This window comes from Stenotrophomonas sp. Steno-Z2, assembly GCF_056393235.1.
Map to the genome: position 1 here is coordinate 1 of NZ_JBWJOY010000013.1, position 19,767 is coordinate 19,767.

The window sequence follows — 19,767 nt, forward strand, 5'->3', positions numbered from 1 at the left end:
GCCCCTTTCGCGGCTGAAGCCGCTCCTACGGGTTTTCCTTGCAGCTCGTCGTCCTGCGGCAAGAGCGGGGAGCAGACACGATGCCCGGACACATCCCGCGTACCCGCAGGCCCCTGCCACCTTCGTAGGAGCGGCTTCAGCCGCGAGGGGCTCTACCGGCAAAGCCCCATCGCGGCTGAAGCCGCTCCTACGGGTAACACAGGGTTACCTGCGCGCGCTGAAGATCGGCGTCAGGTAGTCGGTGGTGCCTTCGATGCGCTGCAGCGACGGGTAGCGCAGGCCGCCGTGGTAGTCGATGCTGAGCGTGCGGTACACGTCCATGTCCTTGACCAGCAGGCGGATCGGCTGCCTGCCGTTCCTGGCCGCGCGCACCGCTTCCTCCAGTTCGTCGGCGCTGTACTGCAGGTCGTTGACCGCCAGCACCTGCATGCCGCTGCCGAAGCCGGCGTTGAAGGCGGGGCTGTCCCAGCGCACTTCGCCGATGCGGCCGCTGCCGTCCAGCGACATGCCCAGCGAGTAGATGAAGCTGGCGCCGCGGCCCTTCATCATCGCCTTGTAGTAGGCGCTGGGCTTGTCGGTATAGACCAGCTTCCAGCCGGAGGCCTCGATGCCGCCGGTCAGCGGGGCGCGGTGCTCGACGCGGTCGCGCAGGAACTGCGCCCAGTCGCCGGTGGGCTGCACCTGTTCCAGGGTCGCGGCGACGTCCTCGAAGGTATAGGTGTCGGGCCGTTCCCACTGCCCGTCGTTCTTTCCGAAGAAGGCGCGGGCGAAATCGTCCAGGCTGCGCCGGCCCTTGCTGAGACTGCGGATGCGCACGTCCGCCTCCAGCCACAGCATCTGCCCGCCCTGGTAGTAGTCCTCGCTCATCTGGTAGCCGCGGTAGGGCTTGGGCTTGCGGCGCGCGATCACCGGGTCGTTGGTGGTGTCGCCCAGCGAGCGCCATTCCAGGCCCGGGCGGTTGTCGGCATAGGTGGCCGCGACCAGCGCCAGCGCGTCGCGCGAGGCCTCCATCGGACGGATGCCGGAGCGCGCGGTCAGCACGTTGCCCCAGTACTGGGTCTGCCCTTCATAGACCCACAGCAGGCTGCCCTGCATCGGCACGTTGTAGTGCAGCGTGGCCAGGTCGGCCGGGCGCCGGTACTTGCCGTCCCACGAATGGGTGTACTCGTGGCCGAGCAGGTCGCTGCTGCCGACCTTGGCGTCCCAGCCGCTGAAATAGTCGCGGTCCTCGCTGTTCTCGCTGGAACGCTGGTGCTCCAGGCCGATGCCGCCGAGCTGGCTGGTCACCGCGAACAGGAAGTCGTAGTGGTTGTAGTGCTCGGCGCCGTACAGCCTGCGCGCCTGGGTGACCAGCGCGCGGTGCTGCTCGATGTGCTCGGGCTTGGCCTCCAGGTCCTTGGCGCGGTCGGCGAACACGTTCAGGCGCACCGGGCGGGTGCCGGCCGGCGCCAGGTCGAAGGTGCGGTGGTAGCGGCCGGCGAACACCGGCGAATCGACCAGGATTTCCAGGTTGGTCGGCGCGTAGTGCACGGTGTCGCCGTCGCGGCGCTCCACTTCCAGCGCGCTGGCCGCTTCCCAGCCCTGAGGGTAGCGGGCGCTGGCGCGGTAGGTGATGGCGTGCGCGGCATGGCCGGCCGGGTACAGCACCATCGCGATCCACTGCAGGTTGAGCATGTTCGGGGTCATCACCGCACGCCCCTGCGAGGCGTCGGTGGGGCTGAGGAACTGGTAGTCCATGCGCAGTTCGCTCACGCCTTCGGGCACCTGCACGTTGAAGGTGAAGACGTCGAGCGGGTCGCGCGTCCATTCCAGCCGCTGGCCGTTGCCGGTGATGACCAGGCCGGCCAGCTTCTCGATCGCGCCGCTGGCGGCATGGTTGCCCGGCAGCCACGCCGGGTAGTGGAAGCGCTGCAGGCCGGGCCGCACCGGCACGCTCTGGCGGATCTTGAACACGCGCTGGCCCAGGTCGGTGGCATCCACGTCCAGCACGATGGTGCCCGGGTAGGCCGCTTCGCTGATGGCGACGCCGCGCGCATCGGTGTTCGGCACGTCGGGGGCGGCATGCGCCAGGCCCATGGCGGCCATCAGCGCCAGGCCCAGCATGGCGGGGCGGATTACATGCATCGGCAGACCTCTCGTCGTTTCGGATCGACGGATGATCGCCGGATCGGGCCGCCGCCGCACGGGCCGTTAGGCATGCATCGACGGGCGTGGACAGCGGAGGGGGAGCACTTTGCGACCTCGCCCGCGGCTGGTCCGCAGGCTTGCCGCACGGAGCGCGACAGCAAAGGGCGAACAGCCCGCCATCGAAGCCCCGGCGCTTCCCGCCGCGGCGGGCGGCAGGAAGCAGGAGCAGTGCGTCGGTCCTGCGGGTTTCCGGTCTGCATGGAGGATTGCCGCCAGGGACGGCGGCAACAAAAAAGGTCCGGCCGGAGCCGGACCACACATCCCATGCTGCGGCCTCTTGCGAGGGGGAGAGACAGACGGGAAAAGGAGGGTTGGATGGCGTCCGCGTGAATCCGCCGCCGGCCCCGCGCCCACGATGGCCGGAGGCGTGGCCCGACGTGCGCCGGGCCACGGACGTTCCGCTGGAGCGTGGACTTACTTGAACCTGTAGATGACCTCCGCGGCCACTTCGCGGCCGACCGGATCGTCCACGCTGTAGGCGAAATCGCCATGCCAGCGGTCGCGGTAGATCTTGTTGAAGATGTTGGACACGTACAGGTTCACCTTCCAGGCGTCGGTGATCTGGTAGCCGACGCTGCCGTTGAAATAGCGGCGCGGCTCGCGGCGACCGTAGTGGCGCTTGGAGGTCTGGCCATAGGTGATGCTGGTCGGATCTTCGTCGCGGCAGGTGCTGTCGTCCACATAGGTCAGCGCGGTGTAGCCATCGGCCAGCGGTTCGCAGCCGCCCCAGCCGTTCTCGCGGCCGCCGGACTTCTGGTACATCATCAGCGTGGCGTTCCACTTCTCCCACACCCAGTTCGCGGTGGCGGTGATCTTGGTGCGCGGGTTCTGTTCCTTGCGGGTGTTGACCAGCGGCTCGGTGGACAGGCCACGCTGCTTGTAGGTCAGCATGTTGGTGTAGCCGAGGTTGAAGCTCCAGCTGCCGATCGCCGTGTCGGGCAGGCGGTAGCGGGCATTGAGGTCGACGCCGGCCACCTGGGTTTCGGCGCGGTTGATCGGGTTGATGTCGATGGTGACCGAGCCGGCCACGCTGCCCGCCACGCCCGGCGTGCGGTGGATGCGGCTGGCCACCTCCGAGCACCACTGCGCCGACGGCGGGGAGGCCAGCGGCGCGCCGTCCGGGGTGAAGCCGTTGCGGCTGCAGTAGGCCTCGGCCTTGAGCAGGTCGTCGGCGCCGATGTCGTCGATCAGGTTGTCGATCCTGATGTCCCAGTAGTCCGCCGACAGCGAGAAGTTGCTGAAGGCATCCCAGACGAAGCCGACGGTGTACGACTTGCCCTCTTCGTACTTCAGGTCCGGCGTGCCGCCGCGGTTGACGCGCGCGTCCTCGATCTTGAACGGCACGTTGTTGCGGCCGTCCCACGGGCAGCCATAGCCGCCGCCACCGCCGTTGTCGGCGCAGGCCAGGTAGTCGGTGAAGTCGGAAACGCCGGAGCTGGGCAGCGCATACACGTAGTGCATGTCGGGGGCGCGGAAGGCGGTGCCGTAGCTGCCGCGGACCAGCAGGGTATCCAGCGGGCGCCATTCCAGGCCCAGCTGGTAGGTGGTCGCCGCGCCGCTGCGCACCGCGTCGTACTTGTCGTAGCGGCCGGCGATGTTGGCGGTCAGCGTGTCCATCAGCGGCACGCTGAACTCGACGCCGGCGGCATAGCGGTTGCGGCTGCCGCCGCCCTGTTCGATGTTGCCGAACGGGGTGTACCAGGCATCCGGATCGTCCGGATCCAGGGTCTTGGGGTCGGGCGTCAGCTTGTAGCCCTGGCGCGCCGCTTCGACGACGCCGGCGAAGCCGATCGGGCCGGCCCAGCCCTCGAACAGGTCGCCGCTGAGGGTGAAGCTGGCCTGGTTCAACCAGGAGCGTGCCTTCTTGTTGCCGCGGCCGAGGAAAGCCGAAGTCTCGCTGGGCGACAGCGGGTTCCACAGCTTGTCGTAGTCGGGCGTGTAGATCGGCATGCCGTTGGTGGCGGTGCCCTGCTGCGCGCCCATGAAGAAGTCGAACATCTTGCCCTGGTTGTAGGTGGGGAAGTTCTCCCGCACCTCGTAGGTGGCGCGGCCCACCATCGCCTCCCAGTCGAAGCGGTCGCCGATGCGGCCGGTCACGCCGGCGCTGAAATCGATGGCGCGCTCCTTGGACAGGGTCAGGATGGCGTCGTGGTTGCCCATTTCCTCCGGCGCCAGGAACTTCAGGAAGTTGCGCGGCGCGCCGGCACCGTTGTTGGCGCGCGGATCCCAGTAGTTCGGGCTGGAGAAGCCGTCCAGGAAGCTGTTGAAGCGGCCGGTCGAATCCCACACGCCCAGGCTGGCCCAGCCCTGGGTGTCATCGCTGAAATCGAAGGTGCCGTGCAGGTAGCCGGAGTTGTCCTCGCTGCCGGTGCGCAGCGCCCAGTTCTTGAACACGCGCTGGGCGCACATGGTGCCGCCGGTCGATTCGGCGCCGGTGTTGCGGTCGTAACCGCGGTAGGTGAACTTGTAGTAGAGATCGCCGTACTGGTCGCACGCGCCTTCCGGCGGCGCGATCAGGCGGGTGACGCTGCCCACGCCCGGCAGGTTGTCGATGGTGCCCGGTTCGCGCAGGCGCAGGCCCGGGTAGGGCGTGGCCTTGCCGATGCCGTAGTGCCGTTCGACCGGATTCCAGGTGATGTAGTCCTTGTCGTCCTCGGCGTCCATGAACGGGCGCTCGCCGGCCAGCAGCTCGCCGCGGTCGAAGTGCTGCAGGTTGTAGACCAGGCTCCAGCGGTCGCCGCTGAAACCGCCGGACAGCACGATGTCGGTGTTCTCGCGGCCGCCGCGGGTGGCCTCGCCGTAGCGGACGCGCGCGGTGTGGCCTTCCATGTTGTCCTTGAGGATGACGTTGACCACGCCGCCCATCGCGTCCGAACCGTAGATGGCCGACGCCGAACCGGTCAGCACTTCGATGCGCTCGACGATGCCGGTCGGGATGTTGTTGAAGTTGGCGAAGTTGCTCTTGCCCTGGTAGGGCATCGGGTAGTCGGCGACGCGGTGGCCGTTGATCAGCAGCAGGCTGCGGCCGGGGCCGAGGTTGCGCAGGTTCAGCGGGCTGGCGTTGACCGAGCTCTGGCCCCAGTCGTAGTCGTTCTGCACCGAACCGATGGCTTCGGTGATGGTCAGCAGCGCGTCATAGACGGTGGCGAAGCCTTCCTTCTTCATCTGCTCGGCGGTGATGACCGTCACCGGTGCCGGGCCTTCGACCGAGGAACGGGCGATGCGCGAACCGGTCACGGTGACCGCGTCGAGCTGCTTGGCCTGGGTCTTGTTGCCGTCCTTTTCCTGGGGCGGCGCGTCCTGCGCGGTGGCGACGAACGGAGCACCCAGTGCCAGAGCCAAGGCGGCTGCCAGCGCGGTGCGGTGGTGTGTGCAGGAACGAATCATCACTAATCCCCCTCCCGGGAAGAATAAATCGGTTCAAAGGTCCAACCTGTTGGAACGCACCTAGCCCCCTGAGCAGGTGCATGGCGCCAACATAATCGCAACACCACTGTAAAAATGTGATGCGAATCACCATTTAAACCGATTCAAGTCGCGAATCACGCTGGAAACGCTTACAGGATCGCGTCTGGAAATCCCTGTCGCAGTCAGGTTACGGGCCCTGGAAAAGGGCCGTTTACAGCTATCGGCAGCGGCCGATGGCCGGAAACACGGCAACGGGCGCACTTGCAGGTGGGCGCAATGCCGCTAGGATTGGTCCAGCCATTAATCCGGACTTCAGCCTGATGCGTCTCCGCCCGACCCCTTTCCCGCTGCTGCTGGCCCTGCTGGTCGCCACCGGCGCCCCCCGGCCCGCGCTGGCCGCCCCGGCTGCCGATGCGCCGCCGGCCGCGGCCGACGCCCCCGCCACTGCCCCCGCCGACCTGCACGGCGAAACCGCCGCCCAGCGCACGCAGCGCCTGCAATGGTTCGCCGACGCCAAGCTGGGCATCTTCATCCACTGGGGCATCTACGCGGTGGACGGCATCGACGAGTCCTGGTCGTTCTTCAACGGCAGGATCTCCCACGCCGACTACATGAAACAGCTGCGCGGCTTCACCGCCAGCGCCTACGACCCGCAGGGCTGGGCCGACCTGGTCCGGCGCAGCGGTGCGCGCTACGCGGTGCTCACTACCCGCCACCACGACGGCGTGGCGCTGTGGGATTCGGCGCAGGGCATCAACGTGGTGCGCGACACCCCCGCCCGGCGCGACCTGGTCGGCCCGTTCGTCGACGCGCTGCGTGCCGACGGCCTGAAGGTCGGCCTGTACTACTCGCTGCCGGACTGGTCGTACCCGGACTACGACGTGTTCACGCGCAAGGAAAAACGCTACGACCCCGCGCGCGAACCGCAGCGCTGGCAGCGTTTCCTGCACTACTACCAGGGGCAGATCGCCGACCTGCAGCGGCGCTACCGCCCGGACCTGGTCTGGTTCGATGGCGACTGGGAACACGACGCCGGGCAGTGGCAGTCGGCGAAGCTGCGCGCCGACATGCTCGCGCGCAACCCCGGCCTGGTCATCAATTCGCGCCTGAACGAATACGGCGACTACGCCACGCCGGAACTCGGCCTGCCGATACTCAGGCCCGCGCAGAGCCACTGGGAGCTGTGCCTGACCATGAACCGCTCGTGGGGCTACCAGCCGCGCGACGAGGAGTACAAGAGCCCGAACCAGATCATCCAGATCTTCGCCCAGACCATCGGCATGGGCGGCAACCTGCTGCTCGACATCGGGCCCAAGGCCGACGGCAGCATCGACCCGCGCCAGGTCGAGATCCTGGAGAAGCTGGGGCGCTGGACCGGCAAGCACGCCGAGGCGATCTACGGCACCACCGCCGGCATCGGCCCGGACCATTTCGCCGGCCCCAGCACGCTCTCCAAGGACGGCAGGACGCTGTACCTGTTCCTCGACGGCCGCCCCAACGGCGACGTGCTGATCAAGGGCCTGGACAGCAGGGTGCTGCGCGCGCGCGTGGTCGGCGCCGGCCAGCCGGTGCAGGCGCGGGTGCTGGGCAAGTACGACTGGGCCAGGCAGCCCGGCCTGCTGTTCCTGACCCTGCCGCAGGACGCCTTCGACAGCGACATCACCGTGGTGGCGCTGGAGCTGGACGCGCCGGTGCAGCTGTACCGCGAGGAATCGCGCCCCATCGAGAGCAACGGATGAAACCGCATCGTTTCCTGGCGCTGGCGCTGCTCGGCGCGCTCGCCCTCCCCGCCGCGTTCAGCGCCCGCGCCGACAGCCCGGGCGACTACGTGCCCGAAACCGATCCGCTGGTGCTGCGCCGGCTGGCGCAATGGCAGGACTGGAAGTTCGGTTTCATGCTGCACTGGGGTCCTTACAGCCAGTGGGGCGTCGTCGAATCCTGGTCGATCTGCGCCGAGGACGTGGACTGGTGCCGGCGCCCGGACGGCGTGGCCTACAGCGATTACGTGAAGCAGTACGAACACCTGCCCGACACCTTCAACCCGGTGAAGTTCGACCCGGCCGCGTGGGCGCAGGTGGCCCGCGAGGCGGGCACGAAGTACGTGGTGTTCACCACCAAGCACCACGACGGCTTCGCCATGTTCGACACCAGGCAGAGCGATTACCGCATCACCGCGCCCAACGTGCCGTTCCACGCCGACCCGCGCGCCAACATCAGCCGGCAGGTGTTCGACAGCTTCCGCGACGCCGGCTTCGGCATCGGCGCCTATTTCTCCAAACCGGACTGGCACAGCGACGACTACTGGTGGCGGCGCTTCGCCACGCCCAACCGCCACGTCAACTACGACACCCGCAAGTATCCGGAGCGGTGGCAGCGTTTCGTCGACTACACCCACGCCCAGGTCGACGAGCTGACCCGCGACTACGGCCGCATCGACATCCTGTGGCTGGACGGCGGCTGGGTGCACCCCGGCGACACCCTGGGCGACATCGCCAACGGCACCGCCGGCGTGCCGTGGCCGCAGGACATCGACATGCCGGGCATGGCGGCGATGGCGCGGCGCAACCAGCCGGGCCTGATCGTGGTGGACCGCGCGGTCGGCGGCCGCTACGAGAACTACCGCACACCGGAGCAGAAGATCCCCGAGCTGCCGCTGCCCTATCCCTGGGAAACCTGCATGACCCTGGGCGACTCGTGGAGCTACGTGCCCGGCGACAACTACAAGTCCGCACGCAGCGTGGTGCAGATGCTGGTGGACGTGGTCGCCAAGGGCGGCAACTACCTGCTCAACGTCGGCCCGCAGCCCGACGGCCAGCTGCCGGCCGAGGGGGTGCGGCGGCTGCGCCAGATCGGCGCGTGGATGGACGTCAACGGCGAGGCGATCTACGCCAGCCGCGCGGTGGCGCCCTACCGCGCCGGCAAGTTCCGCTACACCCGCCTGAAGAACGGTGACGTCTACGCCATCTACCTGCCGGACGCGGACGAAACGCGCCTGCCGGCACGCCTGCACATCCCCGGCCCGGCACCGCGCGAAGGCGCGCGGCTGGCGGTGCTGGGCACTGACGCGGCCCTACCCTGGCGCCGCGAGGGAGACCATACCGTGATCGAGATTCCCGCCGCCGTGCGCCGGGCCAGCGCCCATGCCGCCGCCTGGACGGTGCGCCTGCCGGGCGCGACGGAGGCCATGCCATGACCCGGGCCGCGCATGCCTGCCTGCTGCTGGCCCTGGCCCTGCCCGCGCTGGCCGCCACCCCGCCCACGCAGTTCGGCAACGACCACGACGACCCGCGCACCGCCTATCCGGCGCCGGCGCCCGCCGGCCCGCCGCCCTGCACGGTGGAGGTACTGCGCCACGGCTTCACCAGCTTCGAGCCGGCGCGCGCCATGCTCGATGCGGCGCGCGCCTGCCCCGGCCCGTGGAGCCGGGTGGTGCTGCGCATCGACGGCGAGGTGAAGGGGCGCCAGTACGACCGCATCGGCCACGTCGCCATCGGCGGGGTGACGGTGTTCCGCACCAGCACGCCCGAGCCCTCGCGCGACGGCATCGCCTGGCACGTGGAGAAGGATGTGAGCGCCTACGCGCCGCTGCTGGCCACGCCGCAGCCGGTGGAGCTGCACATCGGCAACGTGGTCAACGAGACCTATACCGGCGTGTTCGACATGCGCCTGCAGCTGCGCTTCCACCCCGTCGATGCCGCCCACCCGCCGCTGGCCAGCGCCGACCAGGTGCTGGCGCTGGAGGCGCTGCACGAGGACGGCCAGGACACCGCCGGCAGCCTCACCCTGGCCCCCGACACCGAACGCCTGCTGGCCGAGGTCTACGCCACCGGCTCGGGCGGCGGCTGCGAGGAGTTCTGGTACTTCGCCACCACCGCCGACGGCTACTGGTGCCATGCCCGCCAGGGGCCGTACCGCGAAGTGCAGGTGCTGGTGGACGGCCGCGTCGCCGGCATCGCCGCGCCCTACCCGCACATCTATACCGGCGGCTGGTCCAACCCGTTCCTGTGGTATGTGATTCCCGCGCCGCGCACCTTCGATATCGCCCCGATCCGCTACGAGCTGACGCCCTTCATCGGCCTGCTCAACGACGGCCGGCCGCACGAGATCCGCTTCCGCGTGCTCGGCCTGGAGCCCGGCCGCGAGGGCTGGAAGCTGATGCCCAACGTGCAGGTCTGGCGCGACCCCGCCGGCCGGCGCGTGCAGGCCCGGCTGCTGCAGGCCGAGCTGGGCGAAGTCGCGCACGACGGCGACCTGGACGCGGCCGACCCGCAGCAGCAGCGCATGCTGCACCGCTGGCAGCGCCGCTTCATCGCGCGTGGCGAGGTGAAGGGCTCGCGCGGCACCGTGCAGACCACGGTGGAGCGTTCGCTGGAAGGCGACCTGCACCACCGCTGGACCCAGGACGAGGACGGCGACGACCACCTGCTGGCCGAGTGGCGCGACCTGCAGACCCTCACCCGCACCCCGGAGCGCGGCGAGGCCAGCACCGAGACGCTGGACCAGCGCTTCGGCCTGGACGGCGCGCTGGTCACCGCCAAGGTGGACGGCAAGCCGCGCCTGACCACCACGCTGGACATCCACGACGACACGAGGCGGAGCGAGGCTTCGGCCGGGGGTACCCGCAGTTCGCTGACGCGCGACCGTTTCGTCGGCACGGCGTCGTACACCAGCGGCGTGCCGCGCGAGCAGCGCAACGCGACGGCGCGCACGCGGCAGGTGTGGCGGCACGAGGACGGGAGCGGTTGCCAGCAGCGCAGCATCGCCAGCGTCAATGGTCATTTCGTCGAGGACGAGAGCGGCTGCAAGGCCTCGCCGTGACGCCCCGTCCGTAAAAGCGGAGCGAGCTCCGCTTGCTCCTGCTCTGCGGTTGCGGTTGCGGTTGCGGTTGCGGTTGCGGTTGCGGTTGCGGTTGCGGTTGCCCGTGATTTTGCCGTTGCCCTCCGCTTTTGATCTCCGGGTTCCCTTCCGCAGCGACGGAGCCGACGGACAAGACCCCGCAGGGGCGACGTGCACGGATGCACGTCGTTTTTCGACACGACAGGGGCGAACCGGAAAGAGGCGAAGCACTGCTTCGCTCCGGTGAGCGGGCTGGCGCCGTAAGGCGACTGCCCCGGCCCCAGCTGCATCGCAGCTGGGTCGTGTCGAAAAATCCCGGCGGCGGAGTGGACCCGGAGTGCCGCAGGCACGGAGGGCGCGTAGGCAGGGCGTGCTTTCTTTGGGCCACGTTTCTTTGCACGAGCAAAGAAAGGTGGCTCGCGCCTGCGAAGCAGGGGCGAAAGCTCTGCTTTCAAGCTTCCGCTTTCATGCTTTGTCTCTACCGATACTTCTACCTTGGTCCCCTCCTGCCTCGGCCTCTGCCTTGATCTCTGGACTGGCCCTTTGACCATCGCTTTTGGCACAGGCCCCCAAGGGGAGCCAGAGCAAGGGCGGAAGCAGGATCAAAGGCTTTCGCTCCCCTTCGGGGCGCGAGTTACTTCTCTTTGCTCGTGCAAAGAGAAGTAACCAAGAGAAAGCACGCCCCTGCCTCCGCGCCCACGGCACTGCGTGCCGTGGGTCCACTCCGCCGGCGGGATTTTTCGACGAGACATCCATGTCTCGTCGAAAAACGACGCGCGTCCATGCGCGTCGCCCTTCGGGTTTTTCCCGCCGGCTCCGTCGCTACGGAAGGGGACCCGGAAATCAAAAGCCCAGAAGCAAAAACAAAGTCACGGCAACAGCAGGGACAACAGCAGCGGCAACGGCAACGGCAGCAACAGCGGCTGCGGATCAGCCTTGCGCCGCGCCCGGCGTCTCGAATACCGGATCCACCCGCCCCTGCACCCGCAACGGTGGCGCATCGCTCTCCAGCTCCAGCACCACCACCTCGTTCTCCCCGCGCCGCAGCCACTGCGCCGGCACCAGCAGCGTCTGCTGCGGCCCGATGCGCCAATACCGGCCCAGGTGATGGCCATTGATCCACACATGCCCGCGGCCCCAGCCGCGCATGTCGATGAAACTGTCGCCCAGCGCGTCCAGCACGAAGCGGCCGCGATGGAAGGCCGGCGCGGCCTGCGCGCCGGCGGTGAACCGCAGCGCCGACAGATCGTCCAGCGGCAGCGGGTGCATGTCCCAGTCCAGCACCGGCTTGCCGGCGAAGCGCACCGGGCCTAGCAGGCCCTTGCGCTCGTCGACCATGCGCGGGCCGTAGTTGATGCGGCCCAGGTTCTCCACCAGCAGGTCCAGCGGCACGCCGGCCTGCACTTCCAGCTCCACCGAGGTGTCGCCGCGGCGGCGGTCCAGCGTGCCGAGGCGGCGGCCGTCCTGGTACAGCAGCGCCATGTCGCGCACGTCGCCCACCTGCAGCGCGCCCTTGCCGGCGGCGGGCAGCCGCGCGCGGTACCAGACGAAGCCATAGGCCTGGTCCAGTTCCTCCATCGCCAGCGGGCGCACCGCGCGCACCGGTTCGCCCAGCAACGACCGCAGCGGCGCCGATTGGTCCAGCGTCACCGGCGCGATGGCGATCATCGGCGGCGACGGCGGCACCGCCGGCAGGGTTTCGCCGGCCGGCAGGTGGCGGCCGATCAGCGCGCGCAGCGCATGGAACGCCGGCGTCGGGCGCCCGGCCTCGTCCAGCGGCGCGCCGTAGTCGTAGCTGCTGGTGTCCGGCTGGTACGGCTCGGTGGCGCTGTCGTTGGCGCCGTTCATGAAGCCGAAGGTGGTGCCGCCATGGAACATGTACAGGCTGAAGGAGATGTCGCGCTCCAGCATCCACTGCAGGTTGCGCGCGACCAGCGCCGGGTCGGCGGCGGTGTGGTGCCGGTCGCCCCAGTGGTCGAACCAGCCCGGGTAGAACTCGCCGGCCATGCGCGGCACGCCCTGGCGGTGCCGGGCGAAGGCCGCGAAGCTGCCGGCGGCATCGTCGCCGAAGTTCACCATCGCCAGCACGTCGGGCAGGGTGCCGCCGCCGAGCATGCGCTCGGTGGGGCCGTCGGCGGTGTACAGCAGGCCGTCGAAGCCGGCCGCGCGCAGCGCGTCGCGGATGCTGGCCATGTAGCCGTGGTCGCTGCCGAAGGAGCCGTATTCGTTCTCCACCTGGGTCATCAGGATGGGCCCGCCGCGATGGATCTGCAGCGGCGCCAGTTGTTCGCCGACCGCCTTCAGGTAGCCGGTGGCGGCGGCAACGAAACGCGGGTCGTTCGTGCGCACGCGCAGGTCCGGGGTCTTCAGCAGCCATGCCGGGAAGCCGCCGAATTCCCATTCGGCGCAGGCGTAGGGACCGGGGCGCAGGATCACCCACACGCCCTCTTCCTGGGCGATGCGCACGAACGCGGCGATGTCGTTCTGGCCCTCGAAGTCGAAGCAGCCGGGGCGCGGCTCGTGCAGGTTCCAGAACAGGTAGGTGCCGACCGTGTTCAGGCCCATGGCCTTGAGCATGCGCAGGCGCGCGCGCCAGTGCTGGCGCGGGACGCGGCCGATATGCATCTCGCCGCCGCGGATCACGAAGGGCTTGCCGTGCAGCAGGAAGCGCTCGCCCTGCCAGCCGAAGGCGGCGGTGCCGCCGCGGCCGGGCGGCGCGGCCAGGGCCGGCAGCGACAGCGCGGCCAGGCCGAGCAGGCCGGCGTGCAGGAGTTGGCGGCGGTCGATCATGCGTCGGTGTCCCCGTGGTGGTCCGGGCGCGCCCAGTCGCCGCCGGCGCTGCGGTGCAGGCCGATGCGGGCGATGCGCGGCACGTCGTAGGCGTGTTCGATCGCCACGCGCAGGCGCGGCGTGCGGGTAAGCGGCACCCGGTCGAGCTTGCAGTGGCCGATCGTCGTGCCCCAGGCCAGCGGTTGCCAGCAGCCCTCGCGCCAGACATCGACGCGGTAGTTGCTGACGTGCTGGCCGTGGGCGATGGCTTCCTCAAGGCGGATCACGTCGAACGCCGCGTCCGCCGGCAGCGCCAGTTCCAGCCAGCCGTCGCGCGCGCCGGCGGCCGGCATCCAGAAACTGCCGCGGTCGCCGTCGGTCACGCGCGCGGCGCTGGCGCCGTTGCTGCTGGCGGTGGCCGCCGCGCCGGCGGCGAGGTCGCGCGCCAGCATCGCCGTGCGCAGCTGCGCGAACCCGCGCAGCGCGCGCACGTCGTTGTCGTGGAACAGGCCCTGCGCCGTCGGCGGCACGTTCAGCAGCAGCTTGCTGTTGCGGCCCACCGAGGTGAAGTACAGGCCCAGCAGGTTCTGCGGCGTGCGCACCCGCGCGTCCTGGTCGGCATGCCAGAACCAGCCCGGGCGGATCGACACGTCGGTTTCGCCGGGGCGCCACACCGCGCCGTGGGGATCGCCCTGCTGCAGCGCCTCGCCGGTCCACGGATCGTCGGCGCCGGGGCGCGGCACCCGCGCCGGATCGACGCTGGCCCAGCAGGTGCTGCCGGCGCTGCCGCTCTCGTTGCCGATCCAGCGCAGGTCCGGCCCGGCGTCGGAGAACATCACCGCCTGCGGCTGCAGCGCGCGCACGGTGCGGTGGATGCGCGCCCAGTCGTACTGCTGGCGTCTGCCGCCGGGGCCTTCGCCGTTGGCGCCGTCGAACCACAGTTCGGTCACCGCGCCATAGCCGGTCAGCAGTTCGGTGAGCTGTGCGATGTAGAAGTCGTCGTAGGCCCGGCCCTCGCCGTAGACCGCCGCGTTGCGGTCCCACGGCGACAGGTAGAAGCCCACACCCAGGCCTTCGGCGCGGCAGGCGTCGGTGAACTCGCGCACCAGGTCGCCCTTGCCGCCGCGCCAGGGGCTGGAGGCCACCGAATGCGCCGTGGTCTTCGTCGGCCACAGGCAGAAGCCGTCGTGGTGCTTGGCGGTGAGGATCATGCTGGCGAAGCCGCACTCGCGCGCGGTGCGCGCCCACTGCCGCGCGTCCAGCGCGGCCGGCGCGAACCGCTGCGGGTCCTCGCTGCCGTCGCCCCACTCGCGGCCGGTGAAGGTGTTGATGGAAAAGTGCACGAACATCGACAGTTCTTCGCGCTGCCAGGCCAGCTGCGCGGCGCTGGGGCGCGGCCGCGATGAACCAGGCGGCGCGCAGGCCGCGGGTGCGGCGTGGGACTGCGCCGGTGCCAGCGCGCCGGCCAGGGCCGCGGTGCCTGCGCCGAGGAAGCCGCGGCGCGTCCAGTGGGGGGGAAGGGTCGTCATTGTTTCGTTCCTCTCATGGAGCGATGCCAGCCATTTCCTTCTCCCCTGGGGTGAAGGCGTGTTGCTCGCGAGCCACCGGCTCGCACATGCCTGGACGCCCGGCGCCCGGTGCCGGGCCGTGAAGCGGGTGCCCCGAAGGCGGATGAGAGTTCGGGCGGAGCCTCGTCCAATCGGACATCGTGCGGGCTTCGCCCCGGACCCTCACTCCAACCCCTCTCCCGGAGGCAGAGGGGCTCGATCAGGCTCACGGCAACACCTCGAATTCTCCCTGCTGGCGGATGTCCTCCGAACCGCCGCCCAGCATCACCCGGAACATGCCCGGCTCGACCACGCGCTGCATCTGCCGGTTCCACAGCGCCAGCGCCTCCGGCGCCAGGGTGAAGGTGACGGTGCGGGTCTGCCCCGGCTGCAGGGCGATGCGCTCGAAGCCGCGCAGGTTCTTCTCGTAGGTGGTCACCGAGCCGACCAGGTCGCGGGTGTAGAGCTGCACCACTTCCTCGCCGGCGCGCGCGCCGCTGTTGCGCACGTCCACGCTGACGGTGACGCTGCCGCCGGCCGCCACCCGCCGCGGTTCGATGCGCAGGTTGTCGTAGGCGAAGCGCGTATAGCTCAGGCCATGGCCGAAGTAATACAGCGCGCCGTTGACCCGCGACTTCTCCAGCTCCGACTGCGCGTTGGGCTTGGTCGGGAAGTTGTAGGGCAGCTGGCCGGCGCTGCGCGGGAAGGTGACGGTGAGCTTGCCGCCGGGGTTGTAGTCGCCGAACAGCGCATCGGCCACCGCGGTGCCGCCCTGGTCGCCGGGGAACCAGGCTTCCAGGATCGCCGGCACGTGCGCGTCGGCCCAGTTGATGCTGATCGGCCGGCCGTTGATCAGCACCAGCACCACCGGCGTGCCGGTGGCGTGCACGGCCTGCAGCAGTTCCAGCTGGCGCCCGGGCAGGTCCAGGCTGGTGCGCGACTTGCTCTCGCCCACGGTGTTGGTGCCGTCGCCGAGCACGACGATGGCGACATCGGCGCCGGTCGCCGCGCGCACCGCCGCGTCGATGCCCGCCTGTTCGGCGGCGCTCAGCGGCTCGGGCAGGATCTCGATGCGCGGCCAGTTGGCGCCGGCCGCTTCCACGCCCTTCGCGTAACGAATGTCAGCGCCTTCGCCCAAGCTGGCGCGGATGCCGTCGAGCACGGTGATGGTGTCGCCACCGGACGGGCCGTAGTGGCGCTGCGCGTAATGGCCGTCGTCGGCATTGGGGCCGATCACCGCGACGGTCTTCAGGTCCTTGCGCAGCGGCAGCGCGGCGCCGTCGTTCTTCAGCAGCACCAGGCTTTCGCGCGCGGCCTGCAGCGCCACCGCGCGGTGGCCGGGCGAATCCACCAGGCGCAGCGCGGCGTCGGCGCTTTCGACATAGGGGCGGTCGAACAGGCCGAGCAGGAACTTGACCCGCAGGATCTCGCGCACGCGCTGGTCCAGCACCGGCATCGCCAGCGAGCCGTCGCGCACCGCCGCGCGCAGCGGCAGCACGTAGTCCTCCGGCGGGGTGAAGTTGGTGCGGATGTTCAGCCCGGCCTCGGCCGCCTGCCGCGCCGCGTCCTTCTGGTCGGCGGCCACCGCGTGCTTGCTGTGCAGGTATCCCACCGCCTCGCTGTCGGACACCACGTAGCCGCGGAAGCCGAACTCGTCGCGCAGGCGCTCGGTGAGCCAGTAGTGGCTGCCGCTGATCGGCACGCCGTCGTAGTCGTTGTACGAACTCATCACGCCGAGCAGGCCGGCCTCGCGGATGGCCGCGGCGAACGGCGCCACGTGCACGTCCTCGACCTCGCGCGGCGCCACCTGCGGATCGGTGCGGGCCATGAATTCGCGCGCGCCCTTGTTGGCGCTGTAGACCACGAAGTGCTTGGCGGTCGCGGCCACGGTGTGGTCCTGCTGCAGGCCCTTCACCATTTCCACACCCAGCCGCGAGACCAGGTAGGGGTCCTCGCCGTAGACCTCCTCCATGCGCCCCCAGCGCTGGTCGCGGGCCACGTCCAGGATCGGCGCGTAGACATTGGTGTAGCCCAGCGCGCGCGCCTCCCGCCCGGTGATGCGGCCCATCTGCCGCACCAGCGCCCTGTTCCAGGTGTGGCCGATGCCGATCTGCGCGGGAAAGCTGGTGGCGCGATGGGCCTCGATGCCGCGGATGCCCTCGTTGCTGAAATCCACCGGGATGCCCAGCCGCGTCTGTTCGATGAAGAAGCGCTGCACCTCGTTCATCGCCCAGGTGTGCTGGCCGATGTCGGTGGAGTACGGCGCCTTCCCGCCCTTGTCCCAGCCGTTGTGCATCTCGTCGATGTTGCCGATGCCGTCCTTCCACAGCGCCTGCTTCCAGCGCCGCGTCGGCAGCGGGTCTTCAAGCACCCGGCCATAGCCGTAGAGCGTGGCCATCTGCGCGGTTTTCTCGTCCACCGTCATGCGCGCCAGCAGGTCCTCGACGCGCGCGTCGACCGGCGCGGTGCTGTCTTCGTAGAGGTCCCTGCGGCCGTTCTTGTCCAGGTCGATCCAGCCGTCGTGGTAGATCGCCGGGGTCGGCGCGAAGGCGACCGGCGGCTGGCCGGTGGCCGCCGCCGCGCCCGCCGCCAGCAGCGCCACCGCCATGATCGTGATCGTCGTGCGCATCAGCGCGCCTCCTGCCGGGTCAGCAGCTGCGCGCTGTCGATCGCCCACAGCACGCGGCGGTGGCTGCCGCTGAAGCGCAGGCACAGGTCGTGGCTGCCGGCGATGGCGGGCAGGGCCACGTCGATCCGTTTGACCGCGCCCGCCTGCGCGGCGATGCCGGCACTGCCCAGCAGCGGGCCATCGCAGCCCTCCCCGCGGACTTCCAGCCGTACCGGCGCGGTGTCCGGCGGTGGCGCGGCGGCGCCCATCGAGTCGCCGCCGAACTGGAAGTTGTAGGGCAGGTCCAGCGCCTGCACGCGCAGCACGGCGATGCCGTCCAGCGCCGCCGCCGGCCACGTCCAGCACGGCGCGCCGATGTTGACCGGCACCACCGCGCGTTCGCCGGCCAGCGGTTCGTCGTCTTCCAGGCGCAGCACGAAATCGCTCTTGCCGCACGGCGCCAGCTGTTCGGCCAGGCGCGTGCGCAGCGCCAGCGCATCCACGCGCAGCGCGCGCGGCGCGGCCAGCGGCTGGCCGTCGAGGAAGCTGTTGGCGGTGACCGTGGCCGGCAGCGCCACCGCCAGCGGCTGCGTGTACAGCGGCGACCGCGCGGTCGGCGCGCTGCCGTCGGTGGTGTAGTGCAGTTGCCCCAGGCCGCTCTGGCTGGACAGGGTCACCTGCGCCTGCGCGCCCTGTGGCCGTGCCTCGATGCGCGCGGCGAAGGCGCTGTCGGCGGCGCGGATGCCGGCGCGCTGGAAGCGGCGCATCTGCGGCGCCAGCCGGTGCAGGAAACCGTTCCAGTCGCGCGCTTCGCGCGGCGACCAGGCCACTTCGGCCAGCGCCGACAGCCGCGGGAAGGCCATGTGCTCCACCCGCGACCCGGTACGCACGTGCTCGGTCCACAGGTTGGCCTGGGTGCCGAGCACGTGGCGCGCCTGCGCCGCGTCCAGTTCCGGCGGCACCGGCTCGAAGGCGTAGATCTTCTCCAACGGGATTGGGCTGTCGTGGCCCGGCGGTTCGTCGGCCGCCAGCGACTGCATGCGGTTGATGTAGGTGACGTCACTGGGGCTGAGCACCACGTCGTGGCCCTGCCGCGCCGCGTCCACCGCGCCCTGCATGCCGCGCCAGGACATGACCGTGGCCTCCGGCGGCAGGCCGCCTTCGAGGATCTCGTCCCAGCCGACCAGGCGCCGGTCGTGGGCCACCAGGAAACGCTCGATGCGCTTGATGAACCAGCTCTGCAGGGCCATGTCGTCCTTCAGCCCCAGCGCCCTGCGCCGGGCCTGCACCTGCGGCGCGTTGCGCCACTGGTATTTGTCGGCCTCGTCGCCGCCGATGTGGAGGTAGGTGCCGGGGAAGATCTCCATCACCTCGGTCAGCACGTTCTCCAGGAAGGCGAAGGTCGGGTCGTCCACGCCATACAGCCAGGTGTGCACGCCCCAGTCCGGCGACACCGGCGGCGCCCGGCCGCTGGCGCCCAGCTCGGGATAGGCGGCGATGGCCGCCTGCGCGTGGCCGGGCATTTCGATCTCCGGCACCACGGTGATGTGCAGCCGGCGCGCGTACTCGACGATCTCGCGCGCCTGCGCCTGGGTGTAGAAGCCGCCGTAGCGCAGCGGCTGCCCGTCGGCGCCCACGCCGGCCTTGCCCGCCGGTACGCGCCAGGCGCCGACTTCGGTGAGCTTCGGGTAGCGGCGGATCTCCAGCCGCCAGCCCTGGTCGTCGGTGAGGTGCCAGTGGAAGGTGTTGAGCTTGTGCCGCGCCATCTGCTCCAGCAGGCGCTTGATCTGCTCCACGCTCTGCAGGTGGCGGGCCGAGTCGAGCATGAAGCCGCGCCAGCGGAAGCGCGGCGCGTCGGCGATGCGCAGCGCCGGCACGGCCGCCGGCAGCGTTTCGGCGGCGCCCAGCAGCTGCCACAGGCTGACGCCGCCGTAGAACAGGCCGGCCGCATCGCCGGCGGCCACGCGGACGCCGGCGTCGCCGACGTCCAGCACATAGCCTTCGGCGGCGGTGCCGGCCTGCGGATCGGTCGCGAAGACGATGCTGCCGGCGGCTGCGGCATCGCCCAGCGGCAGGGTGGCACCGGTGCTTTCGCGCACCAGTTCGACGAAGCGTGCCGCCGCATCGCGCGCGGCCGCATCGCCGGGCGCGGCGACCACGCGGGTCCCGGCGGTCAGCACGAAGCGGCCCTGCGCCGGCTCCACCCGCAGGGGCTGCGGGATCAGCGGCGGCGGGCCACCGGCGGCGAACGCCTCGGCCGGCGCCGCCGGCGCGGCTTCTCCGCCGCTTCCGCCACAACCGCCCAGCAGCAGCGCCAGGGCCAGCCCGGCCACCCCCCGCATCGTCTCCCGCATTCCTGTCGAACCCCGCGCCATCCCCGCACCCCGTTTGCAACAGACCCGAGGCACGATA

The 19,767-nt window shown here is 70.2% G+C and carries 9 protein-coding genes; 3 read left to right on the forward strand and 6 right to left on the reverse strand.

Annotation, left to right across the window (positions count from 1 at the left end; translation table 11 throughout):
* Positions 1-204: 204 nt before the first annotated feature.
* Complete coding sequence (locus AC06FP_RS16475; protein ID WP_478076286.1) at positions 205-2,124, reverse strand: M61 family metallopeptidase; 1,920 nt, start codon at positions 2,122-2,124, stop codon at positions 205-207.
* A 477-nt stretch (positions 2,125-2,601) separates the two neighbouring features.
* On the reverse strand, positions 2,602-5,529 hold the full coding sequence (locus AC06FP_RS16480) for a TonB-dependent receptor plug domain-containing protein (protein ID WP_478076287.1): 2,928 nt from the start codon (positions 5,527-5,529) through the stop codon (positions 2,602-2,604).
* 386 nt (positions 5,530-5,915) lie between these two features.
* Here AC06FP_RS16480 and AC06FP_RS16485 point away from each other — a divergent pair, with 386 nt between their 5' ends.
* Genes AC06FP_RS16485 through AC06FP_RS16495 form a run of 3 tightly spaced genes read left to right on the forward strand, consistent with a single transcriptional unit; the run spans position 5,916 to position 10,413 of the window.
* Positions 5,916-7,334, forward strand: a complete 1,419-nt coding sequence (locus tag AC06FP_RS16485) for an alpha-L-fucosidase (protein ID WP_478076288.1) — start codon at positions 5,916-5,918, stop codon at positions 7,332-7,334.
* Entirely contained in the window at positions 7,331-8,788 is a 1,458-nt protein-coding gene (locus AC06FP_RS16490; RefSeq protein WP_478076289.1) for an alpha-L-fucosidase, read from the forward strand. Before AC06FP_RS16485 ends, AC06FP_RS16490 begins: the two co-directional genes overlap by 4 nt.
* Positions 8,785-10,413 carry a peptide-N4-asparagine amidase gene (locus tag AC06FP_RS16495; protein ID WP_478076290.1) on the forward strand — a complete coding sequence of 543 codons (1,629 nt, stop codon included), beginning with the start codon at positions 8,785-8,787 and terminating at the stop codon, positions 10,411-10,413. Before AC06FP_RS16490 ends, AC06FP_RS16495 begins: the two co-directional genes overlap by 4 nt.
* Positions 10,414-11,361: 948 nt before the next feature.
* Here AC06FP_RS16495 and AC06FP_RS16500 read toward each other — a convergent pair.
* The 4 genes from AC06FP_RS16500 to AC06FP_RS16515 all read right to left on the reverse strand — a co-directional run bounded on the left by AC06FP_RS16500 (position 11,362) and on the right by AC06FP_RS16515 (position 19,697).
* A complete protein-coding gene (locus tag AC06FP_RS16500; RefSeq protein ID WP_478076291.1) occupies positions 11,362-13,221 on the reverse strand; it encodes a glycoside hydrolase family 35 protein in 1,860 nt (619 codons plus the stop codon).
* Positions 13,218-14,729, reverse strand: coding sequence for an alpha-L-fucosidase (locus tag AC06FP_RS16505; protein ID WP_478076292.1), 1,512 nt, complete (start codon positions 14,727-14,729; stop codon positions 13,218-13,220). Before AC06FP_RS16505 ends, AC06FP_RS16500 begins: the two co-directional genes overlap by 4 nt.
* Before the next feature lie 244 nt (positions 14,730-14,973).
* Entirely contained in the window at positions 14,974-17,376 is a 2,403-nt protein-coding gene (locus AC06FP_RS16510; RefSeq protein ID WP_478076293.1) for a glycoside hydrolase family 3 N-terminal domain-containing protein, read from the reverse strand.
* Positions 17,376-19,697, reverse strand: a complete 2,322-nt coding sequence (locus tag AC06FP_RS16515) for a beta-N-acetylhexosaminidase (RefSeq protein ID WP_478076294.1) — start codon at positions 19,695-19,697, stop codon at positions 17,376-17,378. The genes AC06FP_RS16510 and AC06FP_RS16515 overlap by 1 nt, the downstream gene beginning before the upstream one ends.
* Between the last annotated feature and the right edge of the window lie 70 nt (positions 19,698-19,767).

Coding starts and splice junctions, on each gene's coding strand:
- AC06FP_RS16495 (WP_478076290.1), top strand. CDS start 8,785: ATGACCCGGGCCGCGCATGCCTGCCTGCTGCTGGCCCTGGCCCTGCCC.
- AC06FP_RS16510 (WP_478076293.1), bottom strand. CDS start 17,376: ATGCGCACGACGATCACGATCATGGCGGTGGCGCTGCTGGCGGCGGGC.
- AC06FP_RS16485 (WP_478076288.1), top strand. CDS start 5,916: ATGCGTCTCCGCCCGACCCCTTTCCCGCTGCTGCTGGCCCTGCTGGTC.
- AC06FP_RS16500 (WP_478076291.1), bottom strand. CDS start 13,221: ATGATCGACCGCCGCCAACTCCTGCACGCCGGCCTGCTCGGCCTGGCC.
- AC06FP_RS16515 (WP_478076294.1), bottom strand. CDS start 19,697: ATGCGGGGGGTGGCCGGGCTGGCCCTGGCGCTGCTGCTGGGCGGTTGT.
- AC06FP_RS16505 (WP_478076292.1), bottom strand. CDS start 14,729: ATGACGACCCTTCCCCCCCACTGGACGCGCCGCGGCTTCCTCGGCGCA.
- AC06FP_RS16475 (WP_478076286.1), bottom strand. CDS start 2,124: ATGCATGTAATCCGCCCCGCCATGCTGGGCCTGGCGCTGATGGCCGCC.
- AC06FP_RS16490 (WP_478076289.1), top strand. CDS start 7,331: ATGAAACCGCATCGTTTCCTGGCGCTGGCGCTGCTCGGCGCGCTCGCC.